This window comes from [Collinsella] massiliensis (genome assembly GCF_002161605.1).
GTDB lineage: Bacteria > Actinomycetota > Coriobacteriia > Coriobacteriales > Coriobacteriaceae > Enorma.
In genome coordinates, this window is the sequence record NZ_NFIE01000004.1 from 51,525 (window position 1) to 70,639 (window position 19,115).

Below are 19,115 nucleotides of genomic sequence, written 5' to 3' on the forward strand. Positions count from 1 at the left end.
CCGCTATGAGCAGTTGGTTGGATGATGCCGTCTTCTACGAGATCTACCCGCAGAGCTTCCTCGATACGAACAGCGATGGCATCGGCGATCTGCCGGGCATCATCGCGCGCCTCGACTACGTGCGCGAACTGGGCTGCAACGCCCTTTGGCTGAACCCCTGTTTCGTCTCGCCCTTCGGCGACGCGGGCTACGACGTGGCGGATTACTGCCAGGTGGCTCCGCGCTACGGCACGAACGACGACCTCGTGCGGCTCTTCGACGAGGCGCACGCGCGCGGCATGCACGTCCTGCTCGACCTCGTGCCCGGGCACACCTCCATCGAGCACCCGTGGTTTCGGGAATCGGCCAAGGCGGCGCCGAACGAGCTCTCCGGCCGCTACGTGTGGACGGACAGCGTGTGGACGCCGGTGGGGGATGTCCCCGGGGTGAACGGCGTCCTGCGCGGCGTCTCGGAGCGCGACGGCGCGGTCGCGGTGAACTTCTACGCCTTCCAGCCCGCGCTCAATTACGGCTTCGCGGAAGTCACCGAGCCCTGGCAAAGCGCCATGGACGCGCCCGAGGCGCTCGCCACGCGCCAGGCCATGAAGGACGTCATGGCGTTCTGGCTCGAGCGTGGCTGCGACGGCTTCCGCTGCGACATGGCCGGCTCGCTCGTGAAGAACGACCCCGGCCAGGAGGGCACCATCAAGGTCTGGCAGGACATCCGCGCGTTCCTTGACGACGCCTACCCGGACGCCGTGCTCATCTCGGAATGGGGCGAGCCGGACAAGACCATCCGCGCGGGCTTCCACATGGACTTCCTGCTGCAGTTCGGCACCTCGCACTACCTCGACCTCTTCCGCTGCGAGCACCCGTGGTTCGCGCGCGAGGGAGCGGGCGACGCGAGCGCGTTCGTGGCAACCTACCAGCGCAACCTCGACCTCACCGACGGTCGCGGCCTCATGTGCATCCCCTCGGGTAACCACGACATGGAGCGCTTGCGGCGCTTCCTCGACCCGGAGGAGATGAAGCTCGCCTTCGCGTTCATCATGTCCATGCCGGGTTGCCCCTTCGTGTACTACGGCGACGAGATCGGCATGCTCCACCTGGACGTGACGTCGGTGGAGGGCGGCTACATCCGCACGGGCGCGCGCTCGCCCATGCAGTGGGGCGCCGGCGGGAACCTCGGGTTCTCGAACGCGCCGGCGAGCGAGCTCTACATCAGGCAGGATGATGCGCCCGATGCGCCGACCGTCGAGGCGGAGATGGCCGACGAGCAGTCGCTCTGGCACGAGGTGAAACGGCTCATCGCGGTGCGCCGCGCGAACCCGGCGCTCGGCGCGAAGGGCGCCATCGAGTTCGCGTACTGCGAGCAGGGCGCCTACCCGCTCGTGTACGTGCGGAGCGAGCGCGACGCGTCCGGCGAGGTCGTGCCGGGCGGTCAGCGCGTGCTCGCGGCGCTGAACCCTGCGGCGCGACCGGTCGAGATCCCGTGCCCTTACGAGGCGGCGCGCGTGCTCTACGCGCTCGGCGCGGGCGAGGGGTGCCGGCTTGCGGACGGCCGCCTGCGCATGCCCGGCGCGAGCGCCGTGTTCTTCGAGCTCGTGGGGTAGCGCCCGCCGCGCCCGACCATACCTCGCTCTACGAAAACGCCCCGCCGACCTTGGTCGACGGGGCGTTCGCGTACCCGGTATGACGGCACCCGGCGCACGAGGCTCAAAAGCGCCGCCCTGAGCCCCGGCATCGCGCTGCTACGAGGAGGTCTTCACGCGGCCGGAGTGCTCGGGCGTGATCTCCATGGTCTGGAAGCGGTGCTGCATATAGGCGTTATCGAAGTTCTTGGCGTAGAACGTCTGGACGGGGGTGGTGTCCGGGACGCCCGAGAGCCGCTCGAACCAGCAGTCGAGCGCCTGGAGCGTCATGACGCCGTTCACGAGCATGAGGATGAAGCAAACCGTGGTGAGCGAGTAGCGCAGCTTCCAGGGGATGAGGTTGATGAGCTTGAGGAGACGCGGCAGGCAGAACTTGATCCACACGAAGCCGAGCGTACCCCACATGCACATGAAGAGCGTCGAGGTGCGCCCGCCCGTGATGACGGCGATGGGGTCGGGGAAGAGGCCGAAGATGGTGGAGCCGCTGTAGTTCCACGCCGTGGCGCCGAAGCCCACCTGCATGAACCACGCGGTGGCCGCCTCGAAGAGGCCGCCGATGACGGCGCTCACCAGGAAGATGATGATGGGGTTGGCGCGGTAGAAGCGGTTGAGCGCGACGGTCATGAGCAGCGCGCCGAAACCGTAGATGGGCGAGAAGGGGCCGAAGAGCAGGCCCGCGCGGTCCTGGTAGACGCCCGGGTCGACGACGACCATGTGGTAGACGGTCTCGATGATGAGGCCGAGCACGCTGCACACCACGAAGACCCAGAACAGGTTGAAGAAGTTGAGCTCGATGAAGCCCTTGCCCTCGGGGTCGCGCCCGAGCATGCCCTCCTTGGCCGCCTCGCGGTCGGCCAGGTCGCGGAGGTCGCGCTGCAGCTGGCGCTCCTGGCGCAGGGCCGGGTCGACCGTGACGGAGAGCGCGACGAGGATCACGAGCTGGATCGCCGGCTGGATGAGGTGCGGCCCGATGCCCTGGAGCATGACGTCGAGGATGATCTGCGCCACGGTGAGCGCGATGAGCACATGCGACCAGCGGCCCGCGTTGCGCCGGCGGTTCCGGATCAGCGAGATGCCGAAGAAGACGAGGCAGGCACCGTTCACGACGGCGACGACGCCCGAGAGCACCATGGTGATGACGGCGAGCGTGATGTCTCGGCTGCCGACCGAGACCTCGCTGCTGCCGGACGCGATGACGAGCGCGATAAGGGTGATGAGCAGGGCGGTCAGCCCGACGGTGATGAGGCCGCTCAGGGTGCAGAGCAGACCGTACACCTTGACGATGAGCGGGAGCTTGCGCTGCTCCTGCGTCGTGGGCACGTTGGGGTCGAGGTCGTTTCCGGGTAGGTCGAGGTCGGGTAGCGGGTGCTTGGTGGGTTCGCTCATGGTGTGTCCCTTGTCTCAGAGCTAGAATCGAGTGGTATATACCCGTTATTCACGTGCGCGGGACGGATGCGTGCCCGTAGCTCGCGCGCGATGGCGTCATCGGATGGTTTATCGTGTTGACGGACGCGCCCGTTGGCCGATAATCATAAGACGTTTCATGCGTTGCAAGGTGGACGCCGTCCGCCTGGCGAAAGGGGTTCTATGTCAACCAACTGCAAGATCGTGAAGGTTCTCTGCCTGGTGCTCATGGTGCTCGGCATCGCTGCGGTCGCCCTGGGTATCGCCTCGTTCCTGGGTGCCCCCGAGATCGGCTCCGCGGCGAACGAGGGAGTCGTTCCCATCCAGGTGGCGAGCGTGGTCATGGCCGTCGCCGGCGCGTTCGAGCTCGTCGCGGGCTTCCTCGGCGCGCGGGGGGCGAACAACCCGGCGCACCTCATGTCGTTCATCGTGCTCGGCACGGTGCTGGTGATCGTGAACGCGGGCGAGGTTGCGCTCTCGGTCATGGGCGGTTCCGGCCCCGTGTGGGTGAACGCCGCGTATGCCGTGCTCGTGCTCGTCGCCGTGCTGTTCGCGGGCCGCGCCCGCCGCGAGGCGCTCGACCGCTAGCGAATCGCCGCGCGCCGGTCGCGCCGAAGCGGCGTCAAAGCCTATAGCGCGCGAAGCCCCCGGTTCCCTAGGGTTCCGGGGGCTTCGCGCTATCTCGGGTCGATATGATGGGGCGCCTCGCGCCGCGCGGCGACGTGCACCAAGCGCCGCGCGGCCACCGCGCTACAGGCGCTCGGCGAGGTCGAGGATGAGGCGCTCGGTCTTCTCCCAGCCCAGGCACGGGTCGGTGATGGACTTGCCGTACACACCGCCGTCGATGGGCTGGTTGCCGTCCTCGAGGTAGCTCTCCACCATGAAGCCGCGCACGAGCCGGCGGATCTGGTCGGAGCGGCGCATGGAATCGGCGACCTCGTGGCTGATGCGGATCTGCTCGAGCGGGCGCTTGCCGGAGTTGTCGTGGTTGCAGTCCACGATCACCGCGGGGTTGGCGAAATCGGCCTCGGTGTACTTCTCGGCCAGGCGCTCGAGGTACTCATAGTGGTAGTTGGGGTAGTTAAGCCCGTCATCGCCGATGTAGCCGCGCAGCACCGCGTGCGCGAGCGGGTTGCCCGTGGTCTCGACCTCCCAGTTGCGGAACAGGAAGGTCTGGGGCTGCTGCGCCGCGTAGATCGAGTTGAGCATGACGCTCGTGGAGCCGCCGGTGGGGTTCTTCATGCCCACGGGCATGGGGACGCCGCTCGCCACGAGGCGGTGCTCCTGGTTCTCGACGGAGCGCGCGCCCACGGCGATGTAGCCCAGCACGTCGATGAGGTACTGGTAGTTGGTGGGGTAGAGCATCTCGTCGGCGGTGAACATGCCGGTCTCCTCGGCCACGCGCAGGTGCATGCGGCGGATGGCCTTCACGCCGCCCAGGAGGTCGGAGGGGCCCTCGGGGTCGGGGTTGTGCAGGAGCCCCTTGTAGCCGGTGCCCTTCGTGCGCGGCTTGTTGGTGTAGACGCGCGGGATGATGAAGAGGCGGTCGCGCACGCGGTCGGCGAGCGCGGCGAGGCGCGTGACGTACTCGAGCACGGAGTCCTCGCGGTCGGCGGAACACGGGCCCACGATCACGAGGCGCCGGTCGTCCTCGCCGCGCAGGATGGCCGCGACCTGCTCGTCGAACGCCGGTTTCTTCGCGGCGGTCTCGGCCGAGAGGGGCATCTCCTGGCGGATCTCCTTGGGGATGGGCAGCAGGCGCTTGAATTTCATGGACATGTCGGTGTTCCTATCTTCTCTTCTCCGGTCGGTGCGGCGGGGCTCCGTGCGAGCTGCGGTCGCGCCGGCCGATGGTGCGTGATGCATCATTATGCCGCCGTCTTGCATGGAGCGGGGCATCGCTGCGCGCTCGAAACCCACTTGTTACGCGGCGCGTGGGAGGGGCTCGGATTCCCGGAGCGGATAGGAGCGCGGCCATGGCCGGCCCGGCTCGCGCTATACTCGGTGTTCACCTAAGAATCGAGGCGAGAGATGGTACGTGATGCGCGCCGCGGACGGAGCGGCGGAGAGTACATGGTTTCGGATGTCGTCCCTGCGGCGGAGCGCCCACCGTTTTGTGCGCCGGCACACACGACGGGTGTGGTATTCGAGGGCGGCGGCTTCCGCGGCCTGTATACCGAGGGCGTCTACGACACCTGGCTCGAGCAGGGCATCTCCGCCACGCACGTGATCGGCGTCTCGGCGGGCGCGACGTTCGGCTGCAACTACAAGTCCCGCCAGGTCGGCCGCGCGCTCAGGTACAACAAGCGCTTCTGCCGCGACCCGCGCTACATGGGGATCAAGAGCCTCATCACCACGGGGAACTTCTTCAGCCGGGACTTCGCCTTCGGGCGGCTGCCTTGGGAGTTCGACGTGTTCGATACGCCCACGTACGCGGCGAACCCCATGCGCTTCACGGGCGTCGCGACGGACGTCGAGACCGGCGAGGCCGTCTACCATGGCCTGAACGCGGGCGATACGGTCGATGTCGAATGGATGCGCGCCTCCTCCGCGATCCCCGGGCTGTCGCGCCCGGTCGAGCTCGAGGGGCGGAAGCTCCTCGACGGCGGCATGGCGGATTCGATCCCCTTCCGCTGGATGCTCGACCAGGGGTACGAGCGCTGCGTGGTGGTGTGCACCCAGCCGGCGGGGTACCGCAAGGAGCCGAACGAGCTCATGCCCGTGCTTCGCGTGCTGCTGCGGCGCTACCCGGCGCTCGTGGAGCTGCTCGCCAACCGGCACGAGCGCTACAACGCCCAGCTCGATGAGCTCGCGGAGCTCGAGCGCGCGGGCGCGGTGTTCGTGATCCGCCCGAGCGAGTCGGTGAAGGTGCCCATCACCATCAAGGACCCCGCCGAGCTCGATCGGGTGTACGAGGTCGGCCGCCGCGACGGCGCCGCGACGCTCGACGCGCTCCGCGCCTACCTCGCCTAGATGATAAAAAGCAGACAGGCTGGTTTTTATCATCTCGCTTTTGTCCGGGCGGCGCGGTAGGCTACCTGTCGAGGCAAAAGGAGGCGTTGCGATGAACGAGATCAAATGCCCCAAGTGCGGGACGGTGTTCCAGGTTGATGAGCGCGGCTATGCCGACATCGTGCGGCAGGTGCGCGACGAGGAGTTCAAGCGGCAGCTCGCCGAGCGCGAGGAGCTCATGGCGCACGAGCGCGAGCAGGCGGTGGAGCTCGCCAAGCAGCAGGCGAAGCGCGAGCTCGACCAGCAGGTCTCCGAGCGCGAGACGCAGCTCGCGGACCTGCGCGCCCAGCTCGACGCCGCGCGGCACGAGCAGGAGCTCGCGAGCGATAAGGCGGCCGCGGAGGCGCGCGAGGCGGCGCAGCAGCAGGTCGCGGAGCTGCAGCGCACCTGCGACGCGCTCCGGCACCAGCTCGAGGAGGGGCAGGCGGCGGCCAAGCTCCAGGAGGCGAGTGCCCGCGCGGAGCTGCAGGAGGGCATCTCCGCGCGCGACGCCGAGATAGCGCAGCTCAAAGCGCAGCTCGAGGCGGCGGCGAACCAGCAGCAGATGGCGCTCGATCGGGCGGGGGCGCTCGCCGAGCAGCGCTTGCAGGAGGAGCTCTCCCAGGCGCGCGCCGACGCGGCCGAGCAGCAGGCGAAGCTCCAGCGCACCGCGGACGACCTGCGCGCCCAGCTCGAAGGCCAGAAGAAGGACGCGGAGCTCGCCACGACCCGTGCCGTGGCCGCGGTGGAACGCGAGCGCGACGAGGCGCGGTCCGCGCTCGCCAGCGAGCGGGCGCTGCGCGAGAGCGAGCGCCGGCAGCTCGAGGCGGCGCACGCCCTCGAGCTCGAGCAGGAGCACAAGACGCGCGACGAGATCGTGCGCCTGCGTGACGAGGAGATCGAGCGCCTGCGCGACATGAAGGTGCGCCTCTCCACCAAGATGGTGGGCGAGTCGCTCGAGCAGCACTGCGAGGCCGAGTTCAACAAGGTGCGCATGGGCATGTTCCCGAACGCGTACTTCGAGAAGGACAACAAGGCGGTCGCCACGGAGGACGACGCGCGCGCCACGAAGGGCGACTTCATCTTCCGCGACTACGCCGACGACGGCACCGAGTTCATCTCCATCATGTTCGAGATGAAGAACGAGAACGACGCGACGGCCTCGAAGCACAAGAACGAGGACTTCTTCGCGAAGCTCGACGCGGACCGCCGGAAGAAGGGCTGCGAGTACGCGGTGCTCGTGAGCCTGCTTGAGCCGGAGAGCGACCTCTATAACGAGGGCATCGTGGACGTGAGCTACCGCTATCCCAAGATGTACGTCATCCGCCCGCAGTTCTTCATCCCGTTCATCACGCTTTTGCGCAACGCGGCGCAGAAGGCGATCGGCTACAAGCGGGAGCTTGCCGAGCTGCGCCAGCAGAACGTCGACGTCACGAACTTCGAGAAGAAGCTCGAGGAGTTCCAGTCGGGCTTCTCCACGAACTTCGAGCGTGCGAACCGCAAGTTCAACGAGGCGATCGAGGGCATCGACAAGACGATCGGCCAGCTGCAGAAGATCAAGGACGCGCTGCTCTCGAGCGACCGCAACCTGCGCCTGGCGAACGACAAGGCGCAAGGGCTCACCATCCGCAAGCTCACGTACAAGAACCCCACCATGAAAGCGGCGTTCGAGGAGGCGCGCGAGAAGCGCGTGGAGCTCGATGGGACGGATGGCGAAGCCGACGCGTGATGCGCGCCGATGCGTTCTGATACCATCCAGATGAACTGGTTGTATCGCTGTGATGGTGGTGGCATATGAACCGGATACGACAGGTGCTGTTGGGCGGCGACCTTGATCCCGAGGTGCTCGAGCAGGCCGAGCGCTCCTCGTTCGTGCGCGTCGACAACCCATTGCGCCAGTACTCGTCCTTCTTCCTGCGCCTCATCATCTCCGCGGTCATCGCCACCGCCGGCGTCGCGGCGGACTCGGCGACGACGATCATCGGCGCGATGCTCGTGGCACCGCTCATGTCGCCCATGCTGGGGACGGCGCTCGCCGTCGCCGTGGGGCGCCCGCGCCAGGCGTTCAGCACCTTCGCGCTCACGGTGCTCGGCATGGCCATGGCGGTGATCGTGGCCATAGGCGTCACGGCGATCATCCCCGTCGATGTGGACATGAGCACGAACTCCCAGGTGCTCGCCCGCACGTCGCCCCGACTGGTCGACCTGATTATCGCGCTCGCCTCCGGTTTCGTGGCGGCGCTCGCCTCCATCCGCAGCGACATCCCCGACGCGGTGCCGGGCATCGCCATCTCGGCGTCCATCGTCCCGCCCCTCTGCGTGGTGGGCGCCGCGCTCTACGAGGGGTCGACGGTCTCCGCCCTGGGCGCCTTCCTGCTGTTCATCACGAACTACATCGCCATCCAGGTCACGGGCGCCGCGGTGTACCTCGCGGCGGGCGTGGGCACGCGCGCGTTCTCCGTCATCGAGGGCAAGGCGCGGAACCTGTGGTACGGGGCGGTCGCACTCGGCGCCGTGATCGTGACCCTGTCGCTCGCCGCCACGAGCTTCTCGGTGGTGCACGAAGCCGATCAGCTGCGCACCGTACAGGGCGTCGTGACGGAATGGATCGACGGGACGGATTGGCGCATCTCGGGCTTCGACCTTGAGGACGGGGCGCTGCACGTGAGGATCGCCGGCACGGGCAGAGAGCCCAGCGTCGAGCGGCTGAACCGCGAGCTTAAGGATGCCGGCGTCGAGCTCGACGAGGTCTCGCTCTCCGTGGAGGAGGAGCGCCGCGTCGTGAACAGCGACTGATGCCGACCGGCCGCCGGCCTTCATCGTGTTGATTGTCTACAACATGCCGTGTGACGCGGGGTGCATGCGACAATAGGCCGATCGATTCGCGCCGAGGGCCTCGGCTGCTTGAGATGGAAGGGCGTTGCCGTGGAATTCGTCATCCTGTACCTGCTGGTGAACATCGCGGCCGGCGCGCTCGCCTGCTTCATGGGCAAGCGCCTGTTCTACCTCATGCTCGGGGTGATCGTGTTCCTCGGCGTGTTCAACGTCGCGCTCTCCGCGACGGGCGGCGATTCGATCGCGCTCGGTGTGGCGGCGGCGCTCGGCTTGGTGGCCGCGCTGCTCTCCAAGTTCGCCTACAAGGCGGGCGTGTTCCTCGTGGGCTTCGCGGCCGGCGCGGCGCTCGGGTTTCTCGCGGGGATGCTCGTGCCCGGGGCGGGCGCGCTCCTGTGGGTCATCATGCTCGCGGTGGGGGTGCTCGTGGGGCTTGCCGCGCTGCGGCGGTGCGACCTCTTCGTGCGCATCGGCACGGCGTACACGGGCGCGACCTTCCTCGCCTCGAACGTGCTCGCTGCCATGCTGGCGTTCCCGCAGCTGATGGCCTGCGCCGTTCCCGGCGACGCGCTCGCGACGTTTGACGCGCTCTCGACCTACATCGGCGGCACCTTCTCCGAGGCGTTCGCCAGCCCGATGCTCGTCGCGACGGTCATCCTGGCCATCATCGGCGTCATCGTGCAGGGGCATACGAAGGTGAACGAGTAGGCAGGGGCTCGCTTCACGCCCGCAGGAGACCTGCGGTACCGCGCACCCCGCCGTGCGCACGGTACCGCTCGCCGCCCAAGCGCGTTAGCTCGATTGCCCCGTGCGCCTTGCGGGTACCCTTCCCATACTTGTTCATGCAGGGAAGGAGCCGCCATGGCACATGTCACCGAGACGTATGTGGATTACGCTGGATTCAAGACCTACTGCAAGACGTTCACGCCAGACGATCCGCAACCGGGCAAGAAACCGCTGCTCATGCTGCACGGCGGCCCCGGGGCGTGTCACAACTGCCTGCTCACGTATGCCGACATCGCGGATCGCTATGGACGCACGGTGGTGTTCTACGACCAGATCGGCTGCGGCAAGAGCGCGATCCCGCACCAGGAGGACGACTTCTACACCTGCGATCTGTGGGTGAACGAGTTCTACGCCGTGCGCGAGGCGCTCGGTCTCGACGACATCCACCTCTTCGGCAATTCGTGGGGCGGCATGCTCGGGATGCTTTGCATGCTGCGCGACGACACGGGTGTGAACTCGTTCGTGATCAACAGCTCGCCGGTCTCAATCGATACGTGGCTCTCGGAGGCGCGACGCCTCATCACGTTCCTCCCGCAGGAGATGCAGGATGCGCTCGAGGAGGCAGAGCGCACGGGCGACTACGAGGCGCCCGCGGCTGCGGCTGCGGCAGACGAGTACTACAAGCGCCACGTGACCGGCTGCTATGCCAAGGACTTGCCGCAGATCATGATCGATTCCAACGAGGGCACGGGCGAGTGCTACATGGTCATGCAAGGGGCGAGCGAGTTCGTGTGCACGGGCAAGCTCAAGGACTGGGACATCCGCGACGAGGTATCGCAGATTCGCGTGCCCTGCATGGCGCTGTCCGGTACGGATGACGAGGGCACGCCCTACACCATCAAGGAGCTCGTCGACCGCATTCCCGGGTGCGAATGGACGCTCATCCAGGGCGCGCCGCACCTGGCGAACCTCACGCATCCGGACGCCTGCCTCGCCGTGGTCGAGGGCTTCATCAGCAGGTTCGACTAACCGGCGACGGTGCCGGGGCGGAGCTGTGCGGCGGCGCGCGGGTCGGATCGAGCACAAGACATGCGAGAAAGGTGACATGTCATGATCATCACCACGACGAATTCCATCGAGGGATACGAGATCGAGGAGTACCTGGGCATCGTTGCGGGCGAGGTCGTCGCAGGCATCAACATGTTCCGCGACATCGGTGCCGGCCTGCGCAACATGTTCGGTGGCCGTTCGGCGGGATACGAGGATGAGATGCAGCAGGCGCGCAGCGAGTGCATCGCGGAGATGGGCCAGCGCGCCGAGGCGCTCGGGGCGAATGCGATCGTCGGCGCGTCGCTGGGTTACGAGACGTTCGAGGGCATGATCATGACCGTCGCCTCAGGCACCGCCGTGCGCATTCGCCAGGTGTCTACACAGCGTTGATGATAGGCTCGCCCGCGCCGAGGCGGCGGAGGTTCTCGGCGGCGATGCGCGCGATGTTGTCGAGTACCGTGTGCAGATGGAATCCGCCGGCGACGTGCGGCGTGATGAGCAGGTTCGGCGCATCCCAGAGCGGGTCGTCGGTGGGGAGCGGCTCGGGCACGGTCACGTCGAGCGCCGCGCCCGCGAGCTGGCCGCGCTCGAGCGCTTCGGCGAGGTCGGCCTGCACCACGAGGTCGCCGCGGCCACCGTTCGCGAAGTACGCACCGCGCTTGCACCGGGTGAGGAAGGCCTTGTCTACGATGCCGCGCGTGGCAGGCGTGCTCGGTAGGAACGAGGCGATCACATCCGCTTGGGGCAGCAGCCCGGGCAGCTCATCCATGGTGTAGATGTGCTCGAAGCCCTCGGGAACCGCACCCGCATGACGCCGCACGCCCACGACACGCGCCCCGTGCGCCTGCGCGAGCCGGGCGAAGTGCCGCCCGATATCCCCCGCGCCGAGCACGAGCACCCGCGCGCCCGCCATCGTGGTCACCGCGCCGCGTTCGCCCCATACGTGGTCGCGCTGGTCGTCGCGATACCCGTCGAGGTGCTTCATGAGCATGAGCACCATGGCGTATAGGTGCTCCGCGACCGCCTGGCCGTACGCGCCGACGGCGCTCGCGAGCGCGCAGCCCTCCGGCACGATGCCCGGCGCGGCGTACGCATCGTAGCCGGCGGAGTTGAGCTGCAGGAGACGTACCCTGCGCGCGACCGCGAGCCGCTCGGGCGGGAGGTTTCCCACGATGGCATCGGCCGAGGAGATCTGCTCGTCGGTGGCGTTTGCCGGGGAGGTGTAGGTGAATGCGGAACCCGGCGCGCCCGCCTCGAGCACGCGGCGCTGCGCTTCGGTGAAGGGTGGAAGGACGAGGATGTTCATACGCATAGCTCCCTGCATCCGCTTCGGGACGCCTCGTTGCCTGTGATGCTGTTGGATGCGGTTCGGGCTGCTGCCGGGCGCGCAGGTGTACCGCTCGTCAGCAGCGCGCGCGATGTTAGGAAAGCACCTCGGTTGCCGCCTTCTTGACCCCGCCCCACATGGCGAAGCCCCAGACGGGCGTGGTGTCCATGAACTGCACCTGGCGGTCGATCGGGTCGACGACCACGGGCAGCGTGAACGCCGCGAACTTGGCCTTCGGCTTCTCCTTGACGAACTGGATGGCGCCGGGGTTCATGGGGTGCTGCAGCATCACGGGGTAGATGGCGACGCCCTTCTGCAGGCCGCGCGGCACGCCAGCGTAGTTATGCAACGCCCAGTCCGTGCATGCGGCGCTGTAGTCGCGCATCTCGTTGTAGCCCACGCCGTTGTTCTCGTAGATGAGGAAGTACTGGTGGATGTTCGCGAGCGCGGCAGAGAAGCGCTTCGTGACGAAGAGGTACGTCTGGAGTTCCGGGATGAACTGCGCGGGCTCTCCCAGGCGCGTCGCGACCTGCTGCACGAAGGGGTTGAGCAGGCCGCCCGCCGCCACGGGTGCGGGCTGAGAAGCGGCAGCGGGTACGGGAGCGGGTGCCGGCGCGGCAACGGGCGCAGCTACGGGCGCGGGCGTCGCAGCGGCTACGGGCTGGGAGCCGGGCGCGCTCGTCGGCTGGGGTGCGCTCGCCGGGGCTACGGGCGTCGATGGGGTCTCCGGCATCGTGGCCGGGGCACCGCACATGGCGCAGAAGCGCGCGCCGTCCGGGAGCTTCGCCCCGCATTTGGTGCAGAACATGGCATTCCTCCTTTGTAGGCAGCTGCCATCATGATACCGCGCCGCATGCGTTCTGCGTCACGCGGCGCGGCATGGCATGCGGTGACCGCGCGTGCCGTCGTGCCGAGCGATCCGCCCGCCCTTGCGGCGCGCTATGCGATCCGGTAGATGTACTCCGCCTTGCGCGGCGCCGCCTCCTGCGCGGGCGCGGCGGCATAGCCCACGATGCAGTTGCCGATGCCCTCGTATTCGTCCGCATCGATCCCGAGACGGCTGAGGATCGTGCGCCCCTCGGCCGTCTCGAACTCCTCCTTCGCGCGATGGATCCAGCAGCTGCCGAGCCCGAGCTCGTGCGCGGCGTTGAGCATGTTGCCCATCACGAGGCTGCCGTCGTAGACATGCGTCCCCACGTCCTTGCGCGCGAGCACCACGAGCACCGCCGGCGCGCCGTAGAACGGGTCGTCCTCGCCGCCCATCACCGCGGCATTGAGCCGGGAGAGCTCGTCGCGCACCTCCTTGTTCGTGATGGCGACGATGATGGGGGACTGCCGGCCCATGCCGGTGGGCGCGAACGTGCCCGCCTCGAGGATCTGGTCGATGAGCTCGGCGGGCACGGGGTCGGGCAGGTAGCTCCTGCAGCTGCGGCGCGTGGTGAGTGCTTCGAGGGTGTTCATAGCCGTCCTTTCTTCGCGGGGTCCACGGTTTTGCGACACCACGTATGTACCCGCTTTGGCCGCGTCCGCCTGCGCGAGAGCGCCCCCGCGGCGAACATGCCGTCGTTCTGGGTGTTCGCGCCCGCGCGGGGACGCGCTCGCTTTATACTGGGTGCATGCGGAAAACGCAGGATGGACGCCGACAGAAAGGCAAGATATGGGCGGATTCTTTGGTGCGGCTTCGAAGCGCGACGTTGTTCTCGATGTCTTCTTCGGCGTCGACTATCACTCGCATCTCGGCACGCGCCGAGCCGGCATGGTGTTCTGCGACGGCACGGGCGGGTTCAACAAGGAGATTCATTCCATCGAGAACACGCCGTTCCGCTCGCGGTTCGACAAGGATCTCGAGCGCTTCCACGGCACGAGCGGCATCGGGTGCATCTCCGATACCGACCCGCAGCCGCTGCTCGTGCGCTCGCACCACGGCACGTTCGCCGTCACCACCGTCGGCGCCATCAACAACGCCGACGAGCTCATCGACGAGTACTTCGAGCGCGGCGGCGCGCAGTTCATGGCGATGAGCTCCGGCGCGGTGAACCACACCGAGCTCGTGGCGGCGCTCATCAACCAGAAGGACGACCTCGTCGAGGGCATCCTGTACGCGCAGCGCGCCATCAAGGGCTCGCTCACGCTGCTCGTCATGACCGAGGACGGCGTCATCTACGCCGCGCGCGACCCGCACGGCCGCCTGCCGGTGATCATCGGGCGCGATGTGAACGGCGACGGCTACTGCGTCTCGCTCGAGAGCTTCGTCTACCACAAGCTGGGCTACCAGGACGAATACGAGCTCGGCTCCGGCGAGGTCGTGCGCATCACGCCCGAGGGCTACGAGAGCGTGGCGCCGGCGAGCGACGACATGAAGATCTGCGCGTTTCTGTGGGTGTACTACGGGTACCCCAATTCCAACTACGAGGGCGTGAACGTCGAGGTCATGCGCTACCGGAACGGTCACATCATGGCGCGCGACGAGGCGATGGCCGGCACGCTGCCCGAGGTGGACTACGTGGCGGGTGTGCCGGATTCCGGCCTGCCGCACGCCATCGGGTACGCCAACGAGCGCGGTGCCACGTTCGCGCGGCCGTTCATCAAGTACACGCCCACGTGGTCGCGGTCGTTCATGCCGTCAAACCAGAAGGTGCGCGACCATATCGCCGAGATGAAGCAGATCCCCGTGCCGGAGCTCATCCGCGACAAGCGCCTGCTCTTCGTGGACGACTCCATCGTGCGCGGCACGCAGCTCGGCAAGACGGTCGACTTCCTCTACAGTGCCGGTGCGGCCGAGGTGCACATGCGCTCCGCGTGCCCGCCCATCATGTACAGCTGCAAGTACCTGAGCTTCTCGCGCGGCAAGTCCGACCAGGACCTCATCGCGCGCCGCGTGGTGCGCGAGCTCGAGGGGCCGGCGGGCGACGAGCATCTGGACGAGTACGCCGACAGCTCCACCGAGCGCGGCAGCTGCCTGCTCAAGCGCATCTGCGAGAAGCTCGGTTTCGACAGCCTGGGCTACCAGAGCCTGCCCGGCATGCTCGAGGCCATCGGCATCGATCCCACGAAGGTGTGCACCTACTGCTGGGACGGCCGGGAGTAACGGGAGCGGGGCGACGCCCTCGCGCTGTCGCGGCGTGAGGGCGCGGCGCGGGCCGCAGGCAGTTCTGCCGCGCGCTCGCTGGGAAGGAGCTCATCGTGTTCTGTCCGTATTGCGGGGCGAAGAACCCCGAGGGAGCTTCGTTTTGCGTCTCGTGCGGCGCGTCGCTCGCAAAGGCGGCGGGCGCGGCGGAGGGCGCGCCCGCCGCGAGTAAGGTTCCTGCCGGTAAAGCCAGTGCTGAGAGCGATGCTGCCGCGAGCGAGGCTCCTGCCAGCAAAGCTTCCGCCAGCGAAGCTCCCGTCGGGGCTCCGGCCGGCCGCAGGCGTTCGAGCGCTCCTGTCATCATCGCGATCGCGGCGCTGCTCATCGTGGCGCTCGTCTTCGTCGGGCTTTCCATGATGGGGTCGGGCGGCGGCACGTCGGGTGACGGGGCGCAGGATTCGGATAGTTCTGCGGCATCGTGGGAGCCCGCGCCATATCTGGATGCCGCGCTCTACGACGAGCCGGTGAGTACGATCATCGACGCCCTCGAGGACGAGTCGTTCAACCTTTGCCTCTTTTTAGTTGAGGACAATTTCATCTATGTGCGCATGCGCACATTCTCGACCTCGGGCGCGTTTCCACAGGTTGAGCCTACAGAATATACCTACGTGCAGCTCCAACTGAACTTGCCCGAGGGAGTCGATCCCGAGCAGGTCGCATCGCCTGAGGAGATTCCCGATGCGTCTGAGCTTTTCGCAGTAAGTATCTACGCCGCGGCGGACCTTTCCGAGGATGAGCTCGTGCCGGCGGCCGGCGCGATCATCGATGGCATGGGGTTTGATGCCCCGCAAACCGTCTACGCGTCGAACGAGGCACTGTATGACGCGTATGTGGACGCCTATGGTGAGCCCGATAACGCGCCGGCGGCGATTATCGCCGATCCTCAAGATACTGAGGTGACGATGGTTGCCAACTCGGACGCCATTTTCTCCCAGAGAGCAGGAAAGGGTGGTTGGGGCATCACGTGCGTGGCGCAGGACGGAAGCACCGACGGTATGATTCGGTTGACGTATATGCCCCTGTATTAACGGAATGGTGGTCAAAGCACGGCGAGGTGGCGCGCATGCGGACGTTCATAGCTCTTGAGCTGCCGGATCTGTTCGAAGACGAGGTCGCATCGCTCGCACGGCAGCTGCACGATGCAGTGGCGGGGCGCTTCATGCGCCGGGAGACCTACCATGTGACGCTCGCGTTTCTGGGCGATGTGGACGAGATGGGCGCCCGCGCTGCCATGGCAGCGCTCGACGCGGCGTGCGCCGGCGCGGCTCCCGTCGAGCTCGCGCCCGAGGGACTCGGGACGTTCGGGCGCCCGCGCGACGCGACGCTCTGGTTGGGACTCCGCCCGACGCCTGAGCTTACGGGGCTTGCCGAGGCGGTGCGCGCACAACTTGATGCGCGCGGCTGCTCGTATGACCGCAAGGCCTTCCGCCCGCACATCACGCTCGCGCGCCGTGCGCGCCTGCCCGAGGGCACCCTGCCCGGCCTGGCGTTCCCCCTGCCCGCGACGGCGCGCCGTGTTACCTTCTTCAAGAGCACCCTCACGCAGGAGGGCGCGCGCTACAAGCCGCTCCACACCGTCGAGCTGGGGTAGGACTGCCGCGGGTTCAAAACGGATCCGCGCCTCATCTGTGAGTTCAAAATAGTGACCTTAAAATTGAACTTTCCTATCGCGCCTGGCGTGCTATACTGCCTGAAATTGAACTTAGCTTCAGATGGTTCAATTTCAGGGAGTGCCGCTCGGACGAGCATCGCGTTTCACCCGCCATGCGGCGCTCGAAGCCAGGTATGCGCCCATGCAGCAAGGGGGTCAGATGGCAGATCAGGGATTCGCCGAACGGCTCGCCCAGGCGATGGCCGCCGCGGGCATGAAGCAGGCCGACCTCATCCAGGCGGCTGCGCAGCGTGGTGCCAAGCTCGGGAAAAGCCAGGTGAGCCAGTACGTGAGCGGCAAGGTCATGCCGCGCCCCAAGGTGATGCGCCTGCTCGCGGCCGTGTTGGACACCACCCCGGAATGGCTCGCGACGGGGGAAGGCGCCCCGCCCGCGCCTGCGCGCGCCGGCGCCCCGGAGCCCGTGCCTGCCTCCACGACGCCCACGTCCGCCGCGCGAGCTGCCGCGCGGTCTGAGGCCGCCCGTACCACGTCCCCCCGCCAATCCGCGTCTTCCCAAAGGAGCACCCCCATGCGCCAGTTCACTAAGTCCTCCAAGCTCGACAACGTTCTCTACGACGTCCGCGGCCCCGTGGCCGATGAGGCCGCCCGGATGGAATCCGAGGGCCTGCGCATCCTCAAATTGAACATCGGCAACCCCGCGCCCTTCGGCTTCCGCACACCGGACGAGGTCGTGACCGACATGCGCCAGCAGCTGCCCGATTGCGAGGGCTACTCGGATTCGCGCGGCCTCTTCTCCGCGCGCAAGGCCATCATGCAGTACGCGCAGATCAAGGGGCTGCCGAACGTCTCGATGGACGGCATCTACACGGGCAACGGCGTCTCGGAGCTCATCCAGCTCACGCTCAACGCGCTTCTGGACAACGGCGACGAGATCCTCATCCCCAGCCCGGACTACCCGCTCTGGACCGCCTGCGCCACGCTCGCCGGCGGCGTCCCCGTGCACTACATCTGCGATGAGCAGGCCGAATGGTGCCCCGACATCGCCGACATGGAGGCGAAGATCACCGCGCGCACGAAGGCCATCGTCATCATCAACCCCAACAACCCCACGGGCGCGGTCTACCCGCGCGAGATCCTGGAGCAGATCGTCGAGGTCGCGCGCAAGCACCAGCTCATGATCCTCTCGGACGAGATCTACGACCGGCTGTGCATGGACGGCTACGAGCATATCTCCATCGCTTCGCTCGCGCCCGACCTGCCGTGCGTGACGTTTTCCGGCCTCTCGAAGAGCCACATGATCGCCGGCTACCGCATCGGGTGGATGATTCTCTCCGGCAACAAGCGCTGCATGGCGGATTTCGTCTACGGCATCAACATGCTCTCGAACATGCGCCTGTGCTCGAACGTGCCGGCGCAGTCCATCGTGCAGACGGCGCTCGGCGGGCACCAGAGCGTGAAGGGCTACGTGGCGCCCGGCGGCCGCGTGTACGAGCAGCGCAATTACGTGTACGAGGCACTCAACGCCATCGACGGCATCACGGCGGTGAAACCCAAGGCGGCGTTCTACATCTTCCCGAAGATGGACGTGAAGAAGTTCAACATCACCGATGACGAGCAGTTCGCGCTCGACCTGCTGCACGAGAAGCGCATCCTCATCACGCGCGGCGGCGGCTTCAACTGGGGCGCGCCGGATCATTTCCGCATCGTGTACCTGCCGCGCATGGAGGTGCTGCACGAGGCCATGGACGACCTCGCGGACTTCTTCGCCCATTACCGCCAGAGCTGATAAAATCCAGACAGGCTGGTTTTTATCATTATCGCGGCAAGGGGATAGGAGCGCCCATGTCCAAGAAGCGCAGCGACGTCATCTCGTGGGACGAGTTCTTCATGCGCGTGGCGCTGGCCGCGAGCATGCGCAGCAAGGATCCGAACACGCAGGTGGGGGCATGCATCGCCGACACGAACCACCGCATCCTCTCCGTGGGGTACAACGGCACGCCCTCGGCGCTCAACGACGACGACTTCCCCTGGGGCGTGAGCGACGACCCGCTCGCCGACAAGCACAGCTACGTGGTGCATGCCGAGGCGAACGCCGTGCTCAACTACCGCGGCTCGCTCAAGGACATGAGCGGCGCGACCGTCTACGTGACGCTCTTCCCCTGCAACGAGTGCGCCAAGATCCTGGCGCAGGTGGGCATCGGCGAGGTCGTGTACCTGAGCGACAAGTACGACGGCACGGAGGGCAACCTCATCTCCAAGCGCATCCTCACCTCGTGCGGCATCCGCTTCCGAGGGATGGAGCTCGCGGAACGGTAGGGCTGCGACCGTCGAGCATTGTTTCGGGCGGTGTGCTTCGTTTTGGGCACGCCGCCCGATTCTTTTTCCGAGATGCGGAACATCCACAACAGAATAGCC

At 67.0% G+C, this 19,115-nt stretch carries 18 protein-coding genes; 13 read left to right on the top strand and 5 right to left on the bottom strand.

Annotated elements, in window-relative coordinates; translation table 11 throughout:
* The first annotated feature begins 5 nt into the window (after positions 1-5).
* Entirely contained in the window at positions 6-1,592 is a 1,587-nt protein-coding gene (locus B5G02_RS02300) for an alpha-amylase family glycosyl hydrolase (protein ID WP_094335016.1), read from the top strand.
* Between the two features lie 138 nt (positions 1,593-1,730).
* On the opposite strand, the gene B5G02_RS02305 is transcribed toward B5G02_RS02300, so the two are convergent.
* Positions 1,731-3,017: a putative ABC transporter permease gene (locus tag B5G02_RS02305; RefSeq protein ID WP_019239043.1), complete on the bottom strand. Its 1,287-nt coding sequence runs from the start codon at positions 3,015-3,017 to the stop codon at positions 1,731-1,733.
* Between the two features lie 201 nt (positions 3,018-3,218).
* Between B5G02_RS02305 and B5G02_RS02310 the strand changes: the two genes are divergently transcribed.
* A complete protein-coding gene (locus B5G02_RS02310) occupies positions 3,219-3,623 on the top strand; it encodes a hypothetical protein (protein ID WP_019239042.1) in 405 nt (134 codons plus the stop codon).
* Between the two features lie 162 nt (positions 3,624-3,785).
* Here the strand turns inward: B5G02_RS02310 and B5G02_RS02315 are convergent, their stop codons facing one another.
* Positions 3,786-4,934, bottom strand: coding sequence for a 3-deoxy-7-phosphoheptulonate synthase (locus B5G02_RS02315; RefSeq protein ID WP_342631290.1), 1,149 nt, complete (start codon positions 4,932-4,934; stop codon positions 3,786-3,788).
* 174 nt (positions 4,935-5,108) lie between these two features.
* Between B5G02_RS02315 and B5G02_RS02320 the strand changes: the two genes are divergently transcribed.
* The 6 genes from B5G02_RS02320 to B5G02_RS02345 all read left to right on the top strand — a co-directional run bounded on the left by B5G02_RS02320 (position 5,109) and on the right by B5G02_RS02345 (position 11,024).
* Complete coding sequence (locus tag B5G02_RS02320) at positions 5,109-6,008, top strand: patatin-like phospholipase family protein (protein ID WP_241146133.1); 900 nt, start codon at positions 5,109-5,111, stop codon at positions 6,006-6,008.
* 91 nt (positions 6,009-6,099) lie between these two features.
* Positions 6,100-7,755: a DUF2130 domain-containing protein gene (locus tag B5G02_RS02325; protein ID WP_094335018.1), complete on the top strand. Its 1,656-nt coding sequence runs from the start codon at positions 6,100-6,102 to the stop codon at positions 7,753-7,755.
* 65 nt (positions 7,756-7,820) lie between these two features.
* Positions 7,821-8,822, top strand: a complete 1,002-nt coding sequence (locus tag B5G02_RS02330; RefSeq protein WP_094335019.1) for a DUF389 domain-containing protein — start codon at positions 7,821-7,823, stop codon at positions 8,820-8,822.
* A gap of 129 nt (positions 8,823-8,951) precedes the next feature.
* Positions 8,952-9,566 (top strand): hypothetical protein, encoded by a 615-nt coding sequence (locus B5G02_RS02335; protein ID WP_094335020.1) that lies wholly within the window; start codon positions 8,952-8,954, stop codon positions 9,564-9,566.
* 153 nt (positions 9,567-9,719) lie between these two features.
* A complete protein-coding gene (locus B5G02_RS02340; protein WP_094335021.1) occupies positions 9,720-10,613 on the top strand; it encodes a proline iminopeptidase-family hydrolase in 894 nt (297 codons plus the stop codon).
* A gap of 81 nt (positions 10,614-10,694) precedes the next feature.
* The gene (locus tag B5G02_RS02345; RefSeq protein WP_094335022.1) at positions 10,695-11,024 is read left to right on the top strand and encodes a YbjQ family protein; all 330 of its coding nucleotides are present in this window, start codon (positions 10,695-10,697) and stop codon (positions 11,022-11,024) included.
* Here B5G02_RS02345 and B5G02_RS02350 read toward each other — a convergent pair.
* From B5G02_RS02350 to B5G02_RS02360, 3 genes are all read right to left on the bottom strand, one after another.
* Positions 11,011-11,940 (bottom strand): D-2-hydroxyacid dehydrogenase, encoded by a 930-nt coding sequence (locus tag B5G02_RS02350; protein WP_094335023.1) that lies wholly within the window; start codon positions 11,938-11,940, stop codon positions 11,011-11,013. The genes B5G02_RS02345 and B5G02_RS02350 overlap by 14 nt on opposite strands.
* Positions 11,941-12,055: 115 nt before the next feature.
* Positions 12,056-12,769 carry a zinc ribbon domain-containing protein gene (locus B5G02_RS02355; protein ID WP_094335024.1) on the bottom strand — a complete coding sequence of 238 codons (714 nt, stop codon included), beginning with the start codon at positions 12,767-12,769 and terminating at the stop codon, positions 12,056-12,058.
* Between the two features lie 131 nt (positions 12,770-12,900).
* Positions 12,901-13,422: a nitroreductase gene (locus B5G02_RS02360; protein WP_094335025.1), complete on the bottom strand. Its 522-nt coding sequence runs from the start codon at positions 13,420-13,422 to the stop codon at positions 12,901-12,903.
* A gap of 196 nt (positions 13,423-13,618) precedes the next feature.
* Here B5G02_RS02360 and B5G02_RS02365 point away from each other — a divergent pair, with 196 nt between their 5' ends.
* The 5 genes from B5G02_RS02365 to B5G02_RS02385 all read left to right on the top strand — a co-directional run bounded on the left by B5G02_RS02365 (position 13,619) and on the right by B5G02_RS02385 (position 19,016).
* Positions 13,619-15,049 (top strand): amidophosphoribosyltransferase, encoded by a 1,431-nt coding sequence (locus B5G02_RS02365; RefSeq protein WP_094335026.1) that lies wholly within the window; start codon positions 13,619-13,621, stop codon positions 15,047-15,049.
* A gap of 95 nt (positions 15,050-15,144) precedes the next feature.
* The gene (locus B5G02_RS02370; RefSeq protein WP_162609743.1) at positions 15,145-16,116 is read left to right on the top strand and encodes a zinc ribbon domain-containing protein; all 972 of its coding nucleotides are present in this window, start codon (positions 15,145-15,147) and stop codon (positions 16,114-16,116) included.
* Between the two features lie 35 nt (positions 16,117-16,151).
* The gene (thpR, locus tag B5G02_RS02375) at positions 16,152-16,679 is read left to right on the top strand and encodes an RNA 2',3'-cyclic phosphodiesterase (RefSeq protein ID WP_094335028.1); all 528 of its coding nucleotides are present in this window, start codon (positions 16,152-16,154) and stop codon (positions 16,677-16,679) included.
* A 220-nt stretch (positions 16,680-16,899) separates the two neighbouring features.
* Positions 16,900-18,486 carry an aminotransferase class I/II-fold pyridoxal phosphate-dependent enzyme gene (locus B5G02_RS02380; RefSeq protein WP_094335029.1) on the top strand — a complete coding sequence of 529 codons (1,587 nt, stop codon included), beginning with the start codon at positions 16,900-16,902 and terminating at the stop codon, positions 18,484-18,486.
* A 56-nt stretch (positions 18,487-18,542) separates the two neighbouring features.
* A complete protein-coding gene (locus tag B5G02_RS02385; RefSeq protein ID WP_094335030.1) occupies positions 18,543-19,016 on the top strand; it encodes a deoxycytidylate deaminase in 474 nt (157 codons plus the stop codon).
* Positions 19,017-19,115 lie beyond the last annotated feature (99 nt).